The organism is Rhodococcus sp. NPDC057529 (genome assembly GCF_042802055.1).
In the GTDB taxonomy this organism is placed as follows: domain Bacteria; phylum Actinomycetota; class Actinomycetes; order Mycobacteriales; family Mycobacteriaceae; genus Rhodococcus_F.
This window is the reverse complement of sequence record NZ_JBHVEY010000005.1, coordinates 224,115-240,174: the sequence shown is the minus strand read 5'-3', so window position 1 is coordinate 240,174 and position 16,060 is coordinate 224,115. Positions and strand designations below refer to the sequence as shown.

Genomic DNA, 16,060 nt, shown 5'->3' with positions numbered 1-16,060 from the left:
ATCGGCGGCGGATCACAGGGAAGCGGTGCTGATCTCGGGGTCGATCAGGATCTTCGCGTGCACCTCGGGATCACCCAGCGCGGCGAACGCGGATTCGACCCCGGGCAGGCCGACCGTGCCGGTGATCAGCGGTGTCGGATCGACCTTTCCGTCGGCGAGCATGTGGAGGGTGTCGCGGAATTCGCGGGGGTCGTAGGCGACGGCGAAGCGGAGTTCGATCTCCTTGTTGACCGCGAGCGCCGGCCGGAACGTGTCGGTCTCCATGCACACCCCGACCACGACGACGCGGGACCGCAGCGGGGCTCCGGCCAGGATGCCGTCGATGACGCCGGGCATGCCGACGCATTCGAAGACGACCGGCCCGGACGGTGTCGCGCCCACCGTGTCGGCGAGGGCGAACGCATGCCACCACGGCAGCCTCGGGATTCGGCGAAGTTTCTCCATGGTGTCCAGCCCGAGACCGAGCACGTCGGTGATCGAGGTCGTTTCCCGACGTCGCGGATACGACGTCCAGGGCGACGCCCCGGCAGGGTCGACGACGACGTCGGCACCGCACTGCCGGGCGAGTTCGCGGCGGCGGGTGGAGAAGTCGGCGGCCACCACGGTACGGACACCGGTCGCCTTCAGCATGGTGATCACCGCGAGACCGATCGGGCCGCACCCGATGACGATCGCGTTCCGGCGCTTGCCGACGTCACCCTTGCGCACCGCGTGCCACGCCACCGCCATCGGCTCGGTCAGGGCCGCCTTCTCCGCCGTCAGGCCGTTCGGGACCGGCAGCGTCATCGACTCCTGCACCACCACCTGTTCGGCGTAGCCGCCGGGCGCCGACGCCGACAGGCCGGTCAGGTGAACCCCGGCTCCGGTGCGGACGACCGGCAAGGCCACCACCGCGGTACCCACCGGCCACCGCTTCCGGCAGCCGGGCCCGTAATCGGCAACGGTGCCACTGAACTCGTGACCCAGCACCACCCGCTGGTGTGAACGCATGAAGTCGCGGTAGCCGGTCGCGGCGGCCAGTTCCGCCATCTCGTCGGCGTGTATGCGGGCGTGCAGGTCCGAGCCGCAGATCCCGCACCGGGAGACGTCGATCAGCACCTGCCCCCTGGCCGGGACCGGAGCCGGGACGTCACCGACCTCCAGGCGAGTCTCGGTGCAGACGACTGCCTTCATGGTGACTCCTCGGGGTGCGGCGGGGTCGGCCTCGACTCCGAACGTAGAACACTGCCGCCGCCGGGACACGGCGATTGCCGAACGGCCCGGGGGTTGTCTCGGTCCGGCGGCGGGTGTAAACCGACAGCATGAGCGTCCTCGGTCAGATGGACTCGTTTCGCCGCGTCTTTCCCACCGCCCGCCGCAACCGGGCCGACCTGTTTCGCTGGTTGCGACGCCGGCCGCAACTGCTCGCGGCCGTCGGATTCCACGAGGTCGCGCTGGCGGCGAGCGCCCGGGTCGATCCGCGGTTGAAGGCGCTCGCCGAGATCAAGGCGGCGGCGCTGACCAACTGCGAGTACTGCCTCGACATCGGATCGGCGTTCAGCCGTGCGCTCGGGGTGAGCGACGCCCAGTTGCGCGCCCTGCCGGCTTTCCGTGAGAGCCCCGCGTTCGACGACACCGAGAAGCTGGTCCTGGAGTTCGCCGACGCGATGACACGCACCCCCGCCCACATCGGCGACGACCTGCGGCGTTCGCTGCTCGCCGCCTTCTCCGAGTCCCAGGTGACCGAGCTGGCCGCGGCCATCGCCTGGGAGAATCACCGCGGACGTCTCAACCAGGCGCTCGGTGTGCGACCGTCGGGGTTCTCCGACAGCGACTTCTGCGCCGTCCCGGAACAGTGACGCGCACATCGACGTCGCCGGACGATCAGCGGTTGCGCAACCGCGTCCATCCGTCGAGCACATAGCCGAGTCCCATCCCGAGCATCCAGGTGTCCTTCGCGATGGCGATGCCGTTCTCGTTCGGCCAGATGCTGCCCGGATTCCGCAGACCGGGGGTCCTCGCGTACATGGCCACGAGGCCACCGGAGAACCCGGCGAGCGCGGCCCCGGCGACGGCGGTGGGCACGAACGGTGCGAGTAATGCTGCGCCCGTGCCTATTTCGGCGACGGACAGCAACTTGACGAATCGCTCCGGTGGGATCGCGTTCAGGAACGGGAACGCACCCGCCGCCATACCGTGAATGCCCTGGGCGGTCTGCTCGTCCGCCGACCATTTCTGCATCCCCGAATGGAGGATGAACGTCCCGGTCGCGATGCGTCCGGGAAGGTCGCCGAGTGTGGTCAGTCGCATGGTGGTCTCCTGTCGTGCGAGTCGAACCAGAGAGCTGTTTCCTCGCTTCAGCCTCCCACCCGGCCGACGACCGGTGAGCGGTTTCGACGGAGCGCCCGCCCGGCGGTCGCCGCCGCGCCCGGCGCGGGGACGTGGCGACGACCGTGGGTGGGTCAGGGGCTCAGTGGGCGAGGACGGCGTCGGTCGTCGTCGTGGACTCGGCACCGGGTGCACTCAGCTGCGACATCCTGCGGGGCAGCGCGACGGCGACGACCGCGCCCAGCAGCGCCGAGATCGCGCCGATCACGAATGCGATGGTGATGCCGGTGTCCGTGTAGAAGACGGCGCCCTGCATGACGGTCGCGATGTGCGAGTTCAACACGGTGAACGCGATGACCGGGAGGATGGCGGGCAGAATGCTCTGGAACACCGCCACCATGCTCGCCGTCGTCGCCTGCAACTGCGGCGGCACCGCGGCGATGAGCAGGTTCGGGACGGAGGCGTACCCCATTCCCATTCCCATTCCCAGGAGGGCGGCGAAGCCGATCAACAGTGCCTTGTCGTCGTGGATCGTCGCGGTGAGCAGGCAGGCCGCGGCCATCACCAGCATGCCCACGACCATCAGGATCCGCGGCCGCACGTTACGGGGTACCAGGGTTCCGACGATCAGTCCACCGATCACCACCGCACCACCCAACGGCGCCTGGAAGATCGCGAATCCCTCTGCGCTGATGCCGAATCCGTAGCCGAGCCCGAGGATCGCCGGGGTCATGCACATCATCGGCAGCATGATCGTGAACACCGCGGACGTGCCGTAACAGAATCCGGCGCCGAGTGCCGTCAGGAACACGGGCCGCTTACCGAAGAACCGGATGTCGATCAGCGGATCCGCGATCACGAGTGCGGACCCGATCCACGCCACCAGCAGGGCGACACCGCCGGCGACGAACCCGAGGGTCGATCCCGACGTCCAGCCCCACGACGGACCGAAGCTCACGCCGACGAGGATGCCGGCGAGTCCCGCGCCGAGCAGCGCGGCACCGATCAGGTCGATGCGCGACCGCAGGCGGACGGTCGACTCGCCGGTCGTCGCCCGGATCAGGACGCCGAGGACCACGAGACCGGCCAGGAAGAACCAGAAGATGCTCCGGAAGCCGAAATTGTCGATCAGCCACCCGGTGAAGAACGGCGCGGGGATCGCGATGAGCCCCATGCCGCTGGTGGCGATGCTGACCGCCAGCGCCACCGTCCGGGCGGGGAACACGTCGCGGATCAGCGAATAGCTCAGGAACAGGCACGGCACGAGCAGCCCGGTCAGGGCGCGGCCGGCGATCAGCACCGCGTACGTCGGTGCGATCGCGGAGATCAGCGACCCGAGCGCCGACAGACCGACGGCCGTCAACAGCAGTTTGCGCTTGCCGTGGGTGTCGGCGAGCTTGCCGATCAGCGGGCAGGTGATTGCCCCCACCAGCAGGAACGACGTGAGCAACCATGCACCCTGCGTCGTCCGGTAGTGGGTGACGATCTGCGGCAAGGCGATCGAGATCATCATGTAGCTGACCGCGAGCATCTCCAGCAGCAACACGATCGAGGCGAGCGAGAAGATCAGTCGGGGCGTCCATCGCTCGTCGGCCGCGTCCTGCTGTCGCGTCCGAGCCGGTCCGCCGTCTGGCGCATGGGTGACCATCATCGGGTCCTTTCGAATACCTGCACGGGAACTCGTGGCGGTGCCGCGGCACTGCGGCGCGTCCGAGCCGGGCGGTAGGGGTGGGTGGTCACATTCGGTGGTCGAAGTCTCGCGAATGTGTAATTGACATCACAGTTCTCGGGAATGCGGCACGCCATGCGGCGTTCCGCCCAGCGGGAGACCGACACGCCCCGTCTGCACCGGCACAGAGGGAAAGGCCAGGTCGCGCCACCGAATCGGTGGTAGCAGACGCGGCGGTCGGTTTCTGCACCCGATCCCGGGGGCGGTTGACGCGAATCGGTGATTCCCGCTCACCGCTCGAGCGAGGATTGACCCATGGCCGCCATGCAGCGCGAGAAGCAGTTCCGCCGGCTGAGAACTCCGCGCTCGGCGGCCGTCGCGGGAATCGTGTTCGCCGCGTTCTTCTCCGCCAGCCTGGTCCTCCTGCACACCGCGCTGCCTGCCGACCCGTTCGACGAAACACCCTGGGTGGGAAGCGGTGAGACGCGGATCAAGACGGCCCTCGTGCTCGCCCCGTTCGCGGGTATCGCGTTCCTCTGGTTCATCGGCGTCATCCGCGACCGTCTCGGCGACCTCGAGGATCGCTTCTTCGCGACGGTATTCCTGGGCAGTGGGCTGCTGTTCCTCGCGATGGGCTTCGTCTCGATGGGTGTGGCGGGCGGCGTCCTCGCGATCGCCCGGCACTCGGGCAGCTCCGCGGACGAGATCGTCTACTTCGGCCGCGAGATCATGCTGCAGATCAACCACGTCTACGCGCTGCGCATGGCAGCGGTGTTCATGATTTCGCTGGGAACGATCTGGCTCCGGACCGGACTTATGCCGCGATTCCTCGTCGTGACCACGTATGTGCTCGCCCTGGCCCTGCTATTGGTCGTCAGCTTCAGCCTGTGGACGACGCTGGCGTTCCCCGCCTGGGTGCTGCTGGTCAGCATCTACATCCTCGTCACCGGACGACGCATCCGCGCCGCCCGATCCGAGTCACCGTGAACGCGGTGATCGGGGCGACGACGTCGCCGGGTGGCGTCGATCGAGGTCACCTGCGTGCGGGCATGATGGAGACGAAGTCGTCGATGATGCCGACCACCGCGGCCGGATCCTCGAGGTGCGGGTAGTGACCGATACCGGCGAGGACGGCAAGCCGGCTGCCGGGCATCGCCTCGTGCGCCGCGTAACCGTGCGAGACCGGGATGATGCCGTCGGAATCGCCCCAGATCAGTTGGGTGGGGAGACCCGCGTTCAGATACAGCCGGCTCAGCGCGCTCACCGCCTGCCCGCGATGGTCGACGACCGCGCGGAGCGTCCGCAGGAACGCCTGCCGGGTCTCCGGATCGGACAGCGACGAATAGGCGTGCCACATCTCGTCGCCGCGCACAGACCGAACCCCGATCGCCGCCAGCCAGCTGCGAACCTTGTTGCCGGCGTCGCGTACCGCGACGGGCGCCATCAGCGGAAGCAGGAACTCGGATCCGGGCGCCGCCAGCAACCGCAGCGTCCAGTTCACGTCCGGTCCCAGTCCACCGCTGCCGATGAGGACCAGGCGCTCACACAGTTCGGGATGCTGATAGCTGAACTGCATCGCCACCCCGCCGCCGAGGGATTGCCCCACCACGGTCACCCGTTCGATGTCCAGCTCGTGCAACAGGTCACGCAACCACGCGGCGAACGCTCCCAGCGAGTAGTCGCCGCGCGGTTTGGCCGAACGGCCGTGACCGGGCAGGTCCGGGGCCAGCACCCGGTAGCGCTGCGCCAACTGCGGGAGGACCGCACGCCACGTCGCCGAACTTCCGGCCATCCCGTGGACGAGCAGAAGCGTCTCGCCCTCACCACACAGGCGGTAGGCGACGTCGTCCCCGTGCAATGCGATGTGTCGCAGTTCCGACATACAGCGACCTCCCGATCGGGTGATGCAGCGGTCTCACGGTAACGATAGGGGAGTTCCTCTCGATATCGTCATCAACTGCGGCGTGGGAACTTGATCTTCGGCGCCGGGTTGATCTATCGGCACACCGACGTGAGGCTCGAAAACAGGAGGAATCCGCATGAACTCTGTGTCGAGCCCGGCCGCCGCCCGGCCGCGTGTCCTGCTCATCGACGCCGACGTGGAAAGCTCCCTCGTCGAACGCCTCCGGGACGGAGGATTCTTCGTCACGCGCACCTACGCGGAACCGGTGCGGTCGCGGATCGAACCCCCCGACGTGGTGATCGTCGACGCACGATCACCCCACCTCGACGCCGACGCCACGGTCCGGGGGTTGAAGACGATGCGATTCGCGCTCGCCATCGTCGTGATCGGCACCTTCCGTTCCGGCAACCGCCGCAGCGACCTCCTCGAGGCCGGCGCCGACGACGTGCTGGAGATGCCGGTCGGTGCGGACGAACTCGTCGCCCGACTCCGCGCGATCCTCCGCCGTGTGAAACCCGCGGTGCCCGCGCCGGCCCCCGACGACAGCCAGGATCTCTGCCTGTGCGAGGAGCGGCACGACACCGACCACGACGGGTTGCGGACCACCCTGACCCGGACGGAATTCATCCTCTTCACCGTGCTCGCGCAGAACGTCGGCAGGGTCGTCACCCGACGCGACCTCATGCTGATGGTGTGGGGTGTGACCGTCGAATCGAAGACGAACGTCCTCAACGCCTACATCTGCTCCCTCCGGCGGAAACTGGTGGCCGTCGGATCTCCGTATGTCGTCCACACCGTGCGCGGGGTGGGTTTCGCCCTCGGCGAGAACGTACGCCCGGACAGCATCGACCCCGCCCGTCAGGTGCCCGCCGCCGTGTCCTGACACCGGGCCCGGGGGCGGTGCGCCCCTCGAAGCCGCCGCGGCGCTCAGCACTCACGGAAGGGGAGCGGACCACCGGAGCGTGGTTCCACCGCCGAGAGTCGAGTCGACGGCGCAGTGCCCGTTCACGTCCCGCGCCCGGGCGGCCAGATTGTCCAGCCCACTGGTGGCGACGTGCCCCTCGAATCCCTTGCCGTCGTCCGCGACCTCGATCGCGAGATCGTCGTAGACCGAGATGCTCACCGTCACCGTGTCGGCCCCCGCGTGCCGCACCGCGTTGCTCAACGCCTCACGCAGAACCGCCTCGGCATGCTCGGCGAGCGCAGAGTCGATGACGGACAGTGGCCCCGACATGTGCACCGTCGTGCGCAACCCGGAATCCGCGGTCGTCTCGGCCACGATCTCGTGCAGCCGCCGCCGGAACTGGGTCATCCCACCCGAACCACCGTGCAGATCGAAGATGGCGGTGCGGATGTCCCGCACGATGTCGTGCAGGTCGTCGATCGACTGTTCGAGCCGGTCCTTGACGACGGGAGCCTTCGCCCGCTGCAGGGTGCTCTGCAACGACAGACCGACCGCGAACAGCCGCTGGATGACGTGGTCGTGCAGGTCACGCGCGATCCGGTCGCGATCGGACAGGACGTCGAGCTCACGCATCCGGCGCTGACTGTTGGCCAGCTGCAACGCGACCGCCGCCTGATCCGCGAAACCCGACATCAACGCCAGCTGGTCGTCCGTGAACGGCGCCGCATCGACATGGCGGAGCGTCACCAGCACCCCGGACACCGATTGCGCGGCACGCAGGGGCAGCGCCAGCGCCGGACCGAACCGGGCCCCCGTCTCGAACCCGGGATCGAAGGCCAGCGCCATGACGCGTAACGGTGTCCGCTCCCGGAACGCCTCACCGGACGTGGACCTGTCCACCGGGATCGCCCGGCCGATGATCCGATCCGACACCGTTCCCGCCGACGCCGTCACCACGAGCTCGGTCACCTCGTCCGACGGGATGTCGGGATCGTCCGGCACCGCGAGGAAGGCACTGTCGGCGGCGGTCAGGGCCAGCGCGTCGTCGGCGATCACCTGCAGCACCTCCGCGGTGTCGCTGCCGGCGAGCAACTCGGTCGCGATCTCCCGTGTCGCCTCCAGCCACGCCTGCCGCGTCCGGGACTCCTCGTACAGGCGGGCGTTCTCGATCGCGATACCGGCGGCCGCCGCCAGCGCGCGGAGAAGCACCTCGTCGTCCTCGGTGAACTGCGCACCGTTGGCCTTCTCCGTGAGATACAGATTGCCGAACACCTCCTCACGCACCTGAATGGGAACTCCCAGAAAGGTTTTCATCGGCGGATGGTGCGGCGGGAATCCCACCGACACCGGGTGCCGCGACAAATCCTCCAGCCGGACCGGCTTCGGATCGGTGATGAGGAAACCGAGGACGCCGCGACCACGGGGCAGGTCACCGATCCGCTCCCGTGTCTCCTCGTCGATGCCCTCGTAGACGAACTCGCTCAGCCCCTCGGTCGGGGCGAGCACCCCCAGCGCACCGTACCGGGCGTCGACGAGATCGATCGCCGCGTGCACGATCGTGCGGAGCGTGTTGTCGAGGTCGAGTCCCGACGTGACGGCCAGCATCGCCTCGAGGAGGCCGTCGACGTGATCGCGCACGTCGACGATCTGCGCGATGCGGTCCTGCACCTCGGTCAGGAGTTCGCGCAGCCTCAGCTCGGACAGGCTACCGAGCAGGGTGCCTCGGTCGCGCTCGTCCGGTTGACGGGTCACACGACGCATTGTCCCACCCGGTGACCTCACCCGGAGCCGGAACGGTCATCGGGCCGTCAGGTGCCGGACGGCTTCGACGGCATCTTCGCGGCCAGCACCGCCGCCTGCGTCCTGCGCTCCACACCCAGTTTGGTCAGCAGCCGGGACACGTAATTCTTGACCGTCTTCTCCGCGAGGAACATGCGTGCGGCGATCTGCCGGTTGGTCAGCCCCTCTCCGAGCAAGGCGAGCAAGGTTCGCTCCTGATTGGTCAGGTGCGCGAAGATGCCGTCCTTCCCATCGGCGTCGGCGCGCACCTTGTCCATCAGGACGCCGGCGGCACGACTGTCGAGCAACGATTTGCCCGCACCCACGTCGTGGACCGCCTGAGCCAGCTCCATACCCCGGATGTCCTTCACGACGTATCCGCTGGCCCCGGCGAGAATCGCGTCGAGCATCGCCTGCTCGTCCGTGAACGACGTCAGGATGAGGCAATGCAACTCCGGCATCAGCGAGTGCAGCTCCCGGCACAGCTCGATTCCGTTGCCGTCGGGCAAACGCACGTCCAGGACAGCGACATCCGGTTTCAGGGCGGGCACCCGCGCCATCGCCTGCGCGTAGGAGGCGGCCTCACCGACCACCGTCAGCGCGGGATCGGAGGTGAGGAGATCCGCGATCCCTCGTCGGACGACCTCATGGTCGTCCACCAGGAAAACCCTGATCATGGGCACCCTCCAGACCTGGCCGCGTTACCCTCGGAGAATTCAGATTACGCCGGCGAGCACAGGGCCGGTCAGCGCGCGGCCGGACGAAACGGCCCGGATCCGCGACGCCGCGGCCGGTGCGGCATCAACATCGCCGCCGCCAACCCCACGGTCGCGACGAGCGTCGCCGCGGCGCCGACTCCGACGAGGGGAGTCGCGAGCCACGCACCGAGCAGCACTACCAGGCCCGCGGTCACCGCTCCGGACACCACCGCAAGCGCGAACCCCGCGGGATGCACGTACAGGAACTCGCCGGGCTCGTCCTCCCACCGGTGACGATCCTCGCGCGGCGATGCGGTGGAGTGTTCGAACATGGTTTCCTCGTTCCTTCACCGGCTCCGATGTCGTGCGCCGGCCCACGTACAACGGTGCGATAACGGCGAGCACAATGACAGGGCCGAAGGTCACACGTCCGTCCTCAGGCATCGGCGGGGCCGAACCATGTGGGCAGCACCCCGCGCAGATCCCGCTGATCGTCACCGACCCACGCCACGTGACCGTCCGGCCGCAGCAACGCCGCCGGCACGTCCAGTTCCTCGCTGACGTCGACGACGTGGTCGATCCGATCCGCCCAGCCCGCCACGGACAGCCGGCCCGTCTGATCGAGCAGTAGCCCTCGTCCGTCGTGCATCAGCCCGTACAGGCGGCCGCGCTTCAATGCGACGTCCCGCAGCCGCCGGCCGAGCAGGTCGTGGCCGGCGCCGAAGTCGTAGCGGACGCCGACCGCGGTGATCTTCTCGATCAGATACCGGTTCACCTCCTCGAAGTCCATCAGTTCCGCCAGCAGCCTGCGCACCGCCCCGGGACCCGGCTCGGTGGACATCAACTCCATCTGCGCGCGGGTGTTGTCGAGCACGTCGGCTGCCACCGGGCGCCGTTCGGTCTGGTAGCTGTCCAGCAGGCCGTCCGAGGCCCAGCCGCCGACCTCCGCGGCCAGCTTCCAGCCGAGGTTGAACGCGTCCTGGAGGCCGAGGTTGAGGCCCTGACCGCCGGTCGGCGGGTGGACGTGCGCCGCGTCGCCCGCCAGCAGCACACGACCGATCCGGTAACGGTCCGCCAGCCGGGTCGCGTCGCCGAAGCGGGACAGCCAGCGCGCCGAGTGCACACCGAAGTCGGTGCCGGCGAGAGCCCGCACCTGCCGCGTGAACTCGTCCAGGGTCGGCGGGACCATCCGGTCTTCGGCGACCCCGTCGGCGGGCGCGACGAGACGGTACACCCCGTCCCCGAGGGGCATGGCGCCGAACCGCTTCTGCGTCTTGCGGACCTCGGCCACCACGGCGGCCAGTTCCTCCGGCGGCGCCGTCAGCTCCACCTCGGCCAGCAGCGTCTCCACCCTGGACGGTTCGCCGGGGAAGCCGACGCCGAGCAGCTTGCGGACCGTGCTGCGGCCGCCGTCGCAGCCGACGAGGTACCCGGCGCGCAGCCGGGAGCCGCCGGACTCGGTCAGCTCGACGCTCACCCCGTCCTCGTCCTGACTCAGCCCGACCAGTTCGCAGCCGCGCCGGATCTCGGCGCCCAGTTCGGTGGCGTGCTCGGCCAGGAGGCGCTCGGTGACGGTCTGCGGGATGCCGAGGACGTACCCGTGTGCGGTGTCCATCCGGTCGGGCCACGGTGCGTCGATGCCGGCGAAGAAGCCGCCGACCTCGTACCGTGTGCCCTCCACGAGGAACCGGTCCAGCAGGCCGCGCTGATCCATCAGTTCGATGCTGCGCACGTGCAGCCCGAGCGAGCGGACCACCTTCGTCGGCTCCGGTTCCTTGTCCAGCACGAGCACGTCCACGCCGTGCAGCCGCAATTCGGCGGCCAGCATCAGGCCGGTCGGTCCGCCGCCGGCAACGATCACGTCGATCATGAAACCCCCTCTTTCGACACGCTTCGCGCTTCGACCGGGAAATTCTGCGGCACGACCCGGGTCTTGCCGCAAGACCCCCGGTGCGCTATACGTTGAAAGGGGCACGGAGTGGACGACTCCCTGCCTTTTCCTATGCCGTCCCGTCATTCTCACTGTTCATTGATCTCCGGCACCGTAGGACACTGGGTACTAGGACCACCTCGGTCCCGCACTCACACCGAACGGAGGCCACCGGACATGAACGCGACGACATGGTTGGTGGAGATCGTCATCGACGAACACGACTCGGAAGAAGGCGGCTCCAGAACCCGCGCACAGGCCCGGCTCCGAACCCGCGACACCCGCACGTTCGTCGGGTCCGGACTCGCGCGCCGAAACCCGGACGACACCGAAATACCCGAGATCGGAGAGGAATTGGCCACCGCACGCGCGTTGTCCGACCTCGCGCACCAACTGATCGAGGCCACCGCGGCCGACGTGGAAACGGCCACGCACAGCCGCGTCCATCTCACCGGGTGATCGCCCGCACCGACGGACCCGTCACCGGCGGATGCCACGCCGGCCGACCGAGAAGACCGCTTCGACGGGCCGTCTCGGAGTCTGCCGCGGCGCCGACTTCTTCTCGGTGGTGCCCACCCTGATCAGCGCCTGCGGGAATCCGCGGTCGGGGAGCAGTTCGCGGATGATCTCCCGGCCCTGACGGAGTTCCGTCATGTGGGTCAGCGGACACGTCGACAAACCGCCGACGGTGGCCTCCAGCAGCACGGCGGACAGGGCCTCACCGGCGCGGAGCCACTCACCGCGACCGTCGGTGGCGGTGCTCAGCACCAGCACCGTCGAACGGTCCGTCTCCGTGGTGACGTCGGCGTCCCGGCCGGCGGGGAAGCGGCGCCCGATGTCGACGCGGTCCCGACTGTCCGCGGTGGCGAGCGCCTCGGGGGGGATTCCGCCCTGTGCGATGGAATGACCGGCCCACCAGTGTAGTTCGGCCTGATAGGCGGAGTCGTATTTCCTGGCGGCCGCGGTCGCTTCGGTTGCCCTGGCGAGCGCCGGACGCGCCTCCTGCCGCAGCACGGTCAGGTGGACGTCCTGGCGTCGCACCACGTCGTCCAACGCGGCGGGCAGCGGCGCCTTCACGCTGACGGGACCGAAGGGCCTGCGGTCGGAATGCCGGTGCCGGATCGCCGCGAGCAGGTCGAAGTCGTGCGACTGCGGCCGGGCGTCGTGACGGAACCGGATCGTCGCCAGGTGACCGGAGTGAGGCCCCTCCGGGACACGCTGGACGTCCGCCGCCCATTTGAGCGCGGTCAGCGCCGTCTGGAGATGATTCAGCGCGGCACCGCAACTGACGACCAACTGCCGGCCCGACGGATCGGTCGAGGCCAGGACACGGCCGCGTTCGGTGTAGAGGTCGAGTTGACCGTCGGCGTACGTCCACTGCCACGGCTGGCTGTTGTGTACCGACGGCGCCCGGCAGGCGAGGTCCACGGCGATGCGCACAACGTTGTCGTCGGGGATGGTGCTGTTCACGATCGCCTCCTCGGTGAATCGCGTTCCGCGCCGGCCGGCGCGGAACGCCGGTGCCTGTATCCCAGTGTTCGCCGTCCGTCGGCGCGAGATTAGGGCCGATGGTCACCGCCGGGCGGGGATTCGAGTCGCCCTGCGACCATCCATTTCGTCACAGTGACGAAACAAGGTGTCCCATTCGGGTGCCGGGGGACCACCCGGCACCCGAACGTTCATTCGGAAACGGCGGGTGTCCGGGCCACCGCGGCGTCGGCGGCCGAATTGGCCTTACCGGCCTTGCGCCGCACATCCGCCGGCGTGAATATTATTCAGAACCCGCGAACGAACGGATCGCGACGCGACGGTACGGCAACGCCGCGGCGAGTCGTGACGCACCGAATCGGGCGTCGGCGGATCGGGCAGACCGGTCGGCGCAGAACCGGCCGCGTGTATACAGGCAGGCCGAATTCGGGCCTCCGACCTGCGGCGATGAAACGCCACTTCTTGCCGATAATCGACATTATGTCAACTAGCGGACCTGAGGGCCCACCCCCGGGCATTCGTGCACCCACCCATCGGTCCGGTCGGCGGACCCCCACCCGCCGCGTTGCCGACGCCACCCGCACCACCACCGCGCGGCGCAGCACCACCCGGGCCGACCATCGGAGGATCCGGCTCGCACGGGATCGCCGGGAAGAAATGACGTCAGCTACCGCGATCGACCGACTCGAGCGACCTGCCCGTCCTCCCGTGGGCCGAGGTGCAGACGGCGCCGGTGACGAAGTCTTCCCTACCTCGTCACCGGCGCCGAACCGTCACCGTAGCAGATGATCGAACTTGTGTTCGACCGACGCCGCTTGTCGTCGTGGTCCCCTAAAGTCGTGTTCGTCCCGAGTCCACTCATCCGACACGAAGAAGGAATCGACGCGATGACGAAGTATCTGATTTCGTTTCCCAGTGCTGCCATGGTCGTTCCCGACGGGGATCTGCAGGCGGTGTCGGATGCGTCGCACGCGGTGGTTCAGGAGGCGAAGGACGCCGGCGTGTGGGTGTTCGGCGGTGGCATCGACGACAGCGTTCCGCCCGTCCTGGTCGACGGGGACGGAACGGTGACTCCGGGCACCTACCCGCAGACGACGCAGCTCGACGGCGGCTACGCGGTACTGGAACTGCCGTCCCGCGAGGCGGCACTGGAATGGGCCGCGAAACTCGCGGTTGCCTGCCGGTGCGCGCAGGAGGTGCGCGCGTTCGGGTACGACCCCGCCAGCTGACCGGCCTCTCAGCGACCCGAAGGTGGCTCGGCCTGTGGCGCCCGGAGTCGCGGGCGAACGTGCTCGAAGATCAGGATGGTCTCGGTCGAGGCGACCGCAGGGTGCGCGCTGAGGTGGTCGAGGACGAATCGTCTCAGCTCCTCGCTGCTGCCGGTGGCGACGTGGATGAGGTAGTCGTCGGCGCCCGCGATGAAGTACACGTTCAGCACCTCGTCGAGGGTGGCGAGCTGCTCGGCGAGCTGCCCGAGGTGCTGTCGTGCATTGGCCTGCACGCGAACTGCGATCATCGCCTGTAGATCCCTGCCGAGGGTGGCGGGATCGATGTCGGCATGGAATCCGCGGATCACGCCGCGGTCGATCAGGGAGCGCACCCGGCCCAGGCAGGTCGACGGCGCGATGCCCGCGAGCGCGGCGAGCGCGTTGTTGGGGGTACGGGCGTCCCGCGAGAGCTGGTCGAGGAGGATTCGGTCGATGTCGTCGATCGGCGCCGCCCCCGCTCGAACATCATTCGACCGCGGCCCGTCGACATACGGCGTGGCCGGAACATTCTTCTTCATCGGCCCAGTCTAGAGAATTTTCTTCTTCCGCCTTGGATTCGGTGCGCTGATTGTTCACCATTGGTGCCTGTCGGCCGAATTCCCCGGCCGGCCCATCACGAACCACGAGCACCGCCCCACTCCCCTGGTCCACGGCTGCACAATGCCCCGACACCGAGATCGTCGCCTCCCAGCGTGATCGGAAAGGCTCACCATGAGCAACCCCCAGTCCCCGCCCGCACGCCACCGCGTTGTGGTGATCGGATCCGGCTTCGGTGGGTTGTTCGCGACCAAGGCCCTCCGCCGCGCGGACGTGGACGTCACGGTAATCGACCGCACCACACACCACCTCTTCCAGCCCCTGCTGTACCAGGTGGCGACCGGCATCCTCTCCGAGGGCGAGATCGCCCCGTCGACGCGGATGATCCTCAAGGACCAGGCCAACGCCGCCGTCCGCCTCGGTGACGTCACCGGCATCGACCTGACCGAACGCACGGTGACGTCCGAACACCTCGGGCAGTCCACCGTCACCGGGTACGACAGCCTCATCGTCTCCGCCGGGGCGCAGCAGTCGTACTTCGGCAACGACCACTTCGCCGAACACGCCCCGGGGATGAAGTCCATCGACGACGCCCTCGAGCTCCGGGGCCGCATCCTGGGCGCGTTCGAGCAGGCCGAGGTGACCGCCGACCCGCGGGAGCGGGCACGCCTGCTCACGTTCGTCGTGGTCGGCGCCGGGCCCACCGGCGTCGAGATGGCCGGTCAGATCGCCGAACTCGCCCATCGAACGCTCGCCGGGGCCTACACCAACTTCGACCCCCGCGACGCGCGGATCATCCTGCTCGACGCGGCGTCCGCGGTACTGCCGCCGTTCGGTGACAACCTGGGGTCGGAGGCGGCCGAAACGCTCGAGAAGCTCGGGGTCGAGGTCCGGCTGGGCACATCGGTGACCGACGTCGACGCCGGCGGACTCACCGTCCGGGATGCGGAGGGCGCCGAGCATCGCATCGCGTCCGCCTGCAAGGTCTGGTCCGCGGGAGTGGCGGCGAGCCCACTCGGTGCGCAACTCGCCGCCCAGTCGGGTGCCGACCTCGACCGCGCCGGCCGCGTCGCCGTCGAGGAGGACCTGACCCTGCCGGGCCATCCCGACGTGTTCGTCGTCGGTGACATGATGTCCCGCGACCGTCTGCCCGGCGTCGCCCAGGTCGCGATCCAGGGTGGCCGCTACGCCGCGAAGCGGATCGCCGCCGAGGTCGCCGCGGCAGCCAAGCGACGCCCGGCGCCGGAACGCCCGCCGTTCCGGTACCGAGACAAGGGTTCGATGGCCACCATCTCCCGTTTCAACGCGGTCGCGAAGATCGGCGGTGTCGAGCTGACCGGTTTCCTCGCGTGGATCATGTGGCTGGCCGTGCACGTGGTCTACGTCGTCGGGTTCCGGAGCCGTGTCGCCACCCTGCTGTCGTGGGCCTGGACCTTTCTCGGCACCTGGCGCGGGCAATTGACCAACACGCATCAGCAGATCACTGCTCGCAATGCGATCGCGCAGCTGCACAGCCTCGAGCGGCGGATCGAGGATGCGGACGCCCCTGTCGCGCGGGCGAGCTGACGGTCGCGGAC

At 68.7% G+C, this 16,060-nt stretch carries 15 protein-coding genes and 1 pseudogene; 6 read left to right on the top strand and 10 right to left on the bottom strand.

From position 1 onward, the window contains the following. Positions 1–12: 12 nt before the first annotated feature. Positions 13–1,173 (bottom strand): zinc-binding dehydrogenase, encoded by a 1,161-nt coding sequence (locus ACFU5V_RS12050; protein WP_378699354.1) that lies wholly within the window; start codon positions 1,171–1,173, stop codon positions 13–15. 128 nt (positions 1,174–1,301) lie between these two features. Between ACFU5V_RS12050 and ACFU5V_RS12045 the strand changes: the two genes are divergently transcribed. Next, positions 1,302–1,838: a carboxymuconolactone decarboxylase family protein gene (locus ACFU5V_RS12045; protein ID WP_378434176.1), complete on the top strand. Its 537-nt coding sequence runs from the start codon at positions 1,302–1,304 to the stop codon at positions 1,836–1,838. A gap of 25 nt (positions 1,839–1,863) precedes the next feature. On the opposite strand, the gene ACFU5V_RS12040 is transcribed toward ACFU5V_RS12045, so the two are convergent. Beyond that, entirely contained in the window at positions 1,864–2,289 is a 426-nt protein-coding gene (locus tag ACFU5V_RS12040) for a hypothetical protein (RefSeq protein WP_378434178.1), read from the bottom strand. Between the two features lie 160 nt (positions 2,290–2,449). Beyond that, positions 2,450–3,955: an MFS transporter gene (locus tag ACFU5V_RS12035; RefSeq protein WP_378699351.1), complete on the bottom strand. Its 1,506-nt coding sequence runs from the start codon at positions 3,953–3,955 to the stop codon at positions 2,450–2,452. Positions 3,956–4,291: 336 nt separating this feature from the next. On the opposite strand from ACFU5V_RS12035, the pseudogene ACFU5V_RS12030 reads away from it, so the two are divergent. After that, positions 4,292–5,012: pseudogene (locus ACFU5V_RS12030) on the top strand (hypothetical protein); the annotation flags it as partial. On the opposite strand, the gene ACFU5V_RS12025 reads toward ACFU5V_RS12030, so the two are convergent. Continuing rightward, complete coding sequence (locus tag ACFU5V_RS12025) at positions 5,010–5,858, bottom strand: alpha/beta fold hydrolase (RefSeq protein ID WP_378699349.1); 849 nt, start codon at positions 5,856–5,858, stop codon at positions 5,010–5,012. The pseudogene ACFU5V_RS12030 and the gene ACFU5V_RS12025 overlap by 3 nt on opposite strands. A 157-nt stretch (positions 5,859–6,015) precedes the next feature. On the opposite strand from ACFU5V_RS12025, the gene ACFU5V_RS12020 reads away from it, so the two are divergent. Further along, positions 6,016–6,762, top strand: coding sequence for a response regulator transcription factor (locus tag ACFU5V_RS12020; RefSeq protein ID WP_378699347.1), 747 nt, complete (start codon positions 6,016–6,018; stop codon positions 6,760–6,762). Positions 6,763–6,813: 51 nt separating this feature from the next. Here the strand turns inward: ACFU5V_RS12020 and ACFU5V_RS12015 are convergent, their stop codons facing one another. The 4 genes from ACFU5V_RS12015 to rox form a co-directional block, all read right to left on the bottom strand. Then, positions 6,814–8,544 carry a GAF domain-containing sensor histidine kinase gene (locus ACFU5V_RS12015; RefSeq protein WP_378699345.1) on the bottom strand — a complete coding sequence of 577 codons (1,731 nt, stop codon included), beginning with the start codon at positions 8,542–8,544 and terminating at the stop codon, positions 6,814–6,816. 47 nt (positions 8,545–8,591) lie between these two features. Further along, positions 8,592–9,239, bottom strand: coding sequence for a response regulator (locus ACFU5V_RS12010; protein ID WP_378699343.1), 648 nt, complete (start codon positions 9,237–9,239; stop codon positions 8,592–8,594). A 68-nt stretch (positions 9,240–9,307) separates the two neighbouring features. Further along, positions 9,308–9,592 carry a hypothetical protein gene (locus ACFU5V_RS12005; protein ID WP_043823996.1) on the bottom strand — a complete coding sequence of 95 codons (285 nt, stop codon included), beginning with the start codon at positions 9,590–9,592 and terminating at the stop codon, positions 9,308–9,310. Positions 9,593–9,696: 104 nt separating this feature from the next. Then, positions 9,697–11,130 (bottom strand): rifampin monooxygenase, encoded by a 1,434-nt coding sequence (rox, locus tag ACFU5V_RS12000; protein ID WP_378699340.1) that lies wholly within the window; start codon positions 11,128–11,130, stop codon positions 9,697–9,699. A gap of 237 nt (positions 11,131–11,367) precedes the next feature. Between rox and ACFU5V_RS11995 the strand changes: the two genes are divergently transcribed. Continuing rightward, positions 11,368–11,649, top strand: coding sequence for a DUF1876 domain-containing protein (locus tag ACFU5V_RS11995; protein WP_378434194.1), 282 nt, complete (start codon positions 11,368–11,370; stop codon positions 11,647–11,649). Between the two features lie 21 nt (positions 11,650–11,670). On the opposite strand, the gene ACFU5V_RS11990 is transcribed toward ACFU5V_RS11995, so the two are convergent. Beyond that, entirely contained in the window at positions 11,671–12,660 is a 990-nt protein-coding gene (locus ACFU5V_RS11990; RefSeq protein WP_378699338.1) for an Acg family FMN-binding oxidoreductase, read from the bottom strand. Between the two features lie 905 nt (positions 12,661–13,565). On the opposite strand from ACFU5V_RS11990, the gene ACFU5V_RS11985 reads away from it, so the two are divergent. Next, positions 13,566–13,907: a YciI family protein gene (locus tag ACFU5V_RS11985; protein ID WP_378699336.1), complete on the top strand. Its 342-nt coding sequence runs from the start codon at positions 13,566–13,568 to the stop codon at positions 13,905–13,907. An 8-nt stretch (positions 13,908–13,915) separates the two neighbouring features. Here ACFU5V_RS11985 and ACFU5V_RS11980 read toward each other — a convergent pair whose 3' ends face one another. Continuing rightward, positions 13,916–14,464, bottom strand: coding sequence for an Lrp/AsnC family transcriptional regulator (locus tag ACFU5V_RS11980; protein WP_378699334.1), 549 nt, complete (start codon positions 14,462–14,464; stop codon positions 13,916–13,918). A gap of 193 nt (positions 14,465–14,657) precedes the next feature. On the opposite strand from ACFU5V_RS11980, the gene ACFU5V_RS11975 reads away from it, so the two are divergent. Next, on the top strand, positions 14,658–16,049 hold the full coding sequence (locus ACFU5V_RS11975) for an NAD(P)/FAD-dependent oxidoreductase (RefSeq protein ID WP_378699332.1): 1,392 nt from the start codon (positions 14,658–14,660) through the stop codon (positions 16,047–16,049). The last annotated feature ends 11 nt before the right edge of the window (positions 16,050–16,060 follow it).

Coding starts and splice junctions, on each gene's coding strand:
- ACFU5V_RS11995 (WP_378434194.1), top strand. CDS start 11,368: ATGAACGCGACGACATGGTTGGTGGAGATCGTCATCGACGAACACGAC.
- ACFU5V_RS12025 (WP_378699349.1), bottom strand. CDS start 5,858: ATGTCGGAACTGCGACACATCGCATTGCACGGGGACGACGTCGCCTAC.
- ACFU5V_RS12050 (WP_378699354.1), bottom strand. CDS start 1,173: ATGAAGGCAGTCGTCTGCACCGAGACTCGCCTGGAGGTCGGTGACGTC.
- ACFU5V_RS12005 (WP_043823996.1), bottom strand. CDS start 9,592: ATGTTCGAACACTCCACCGCATCGCCGCGCGAGGATCGTCACCGGTGG.
- ACFU5V_RS12045 (WP_378434176.1), top strand. CDS start 1,302: ATGAGCGTCCTCGGTCAGATGGACTCGTTTCGCCGCGTCTTTCCCACC.
- ACFU5V_RS11980 (WP_378699334.1), bottom strand. CDS start 14,464: ATGAAGAAGAATGTTCCGGCCACGCCGTATGTCGACGGGCCGCGGTCG.
- ACFU5V_RS11975 (WP_378699332.1), top strand. CDS start 14,658: ATGAGCAACCCCCAGTCCCCGCCCGCACGCCACCGCGTTGTGGTGATC.
- ACFU5V_RS12040 (WP_378434178.1), bottom strand. CDS start 2,289: ATGCGACTGACCACACTCGGCGACCTTCCCGGACGCATCGCGACCGGG.
- rox (WP_378699340.1), bottom strand. CDS start 11,130: ATGATCGACGTGATCGTTGCCGGCGGCGGACCGACCGGCCTGATGCTG.
- ACFU5V_RS12015 (WP_378699345.1), bottom strand. CDS start 8,544: ATGCGTCGTGTGACCCGTCAACCGGACGAGCGCGACCGAGGCACCCTG.
- ACFU5V_RS12020 (WP_378699347.1), top strand. CDS start 6,016: ATGAACTCTGTGTCGAGCCCGGCCGCCGCCCGGCCGCGTGTCCTGCTC.
- ACFU5V_RS12010 (WP_378699343.1), bottom strand. CDS start 9,239: ATGATCAGGGTTTTCCTGGTGGACGACCATGAGGTCGTCCGACGAGGG.
- ACFU5V_RS11985 (WP_378699336.1), top strand. CDS start 13,566: ATGACGAAGTATCTGATTTCGTTTCCCAGTGCTGCCATGGTCGTTCCC.
- ACFU5V_RS12035 (WP_378699351.1), bottom strand. CDS start 3,955: ATGGTCACCCATGCGCCAGACGGCGGACCGGCTCGGACGCGACAGCAG.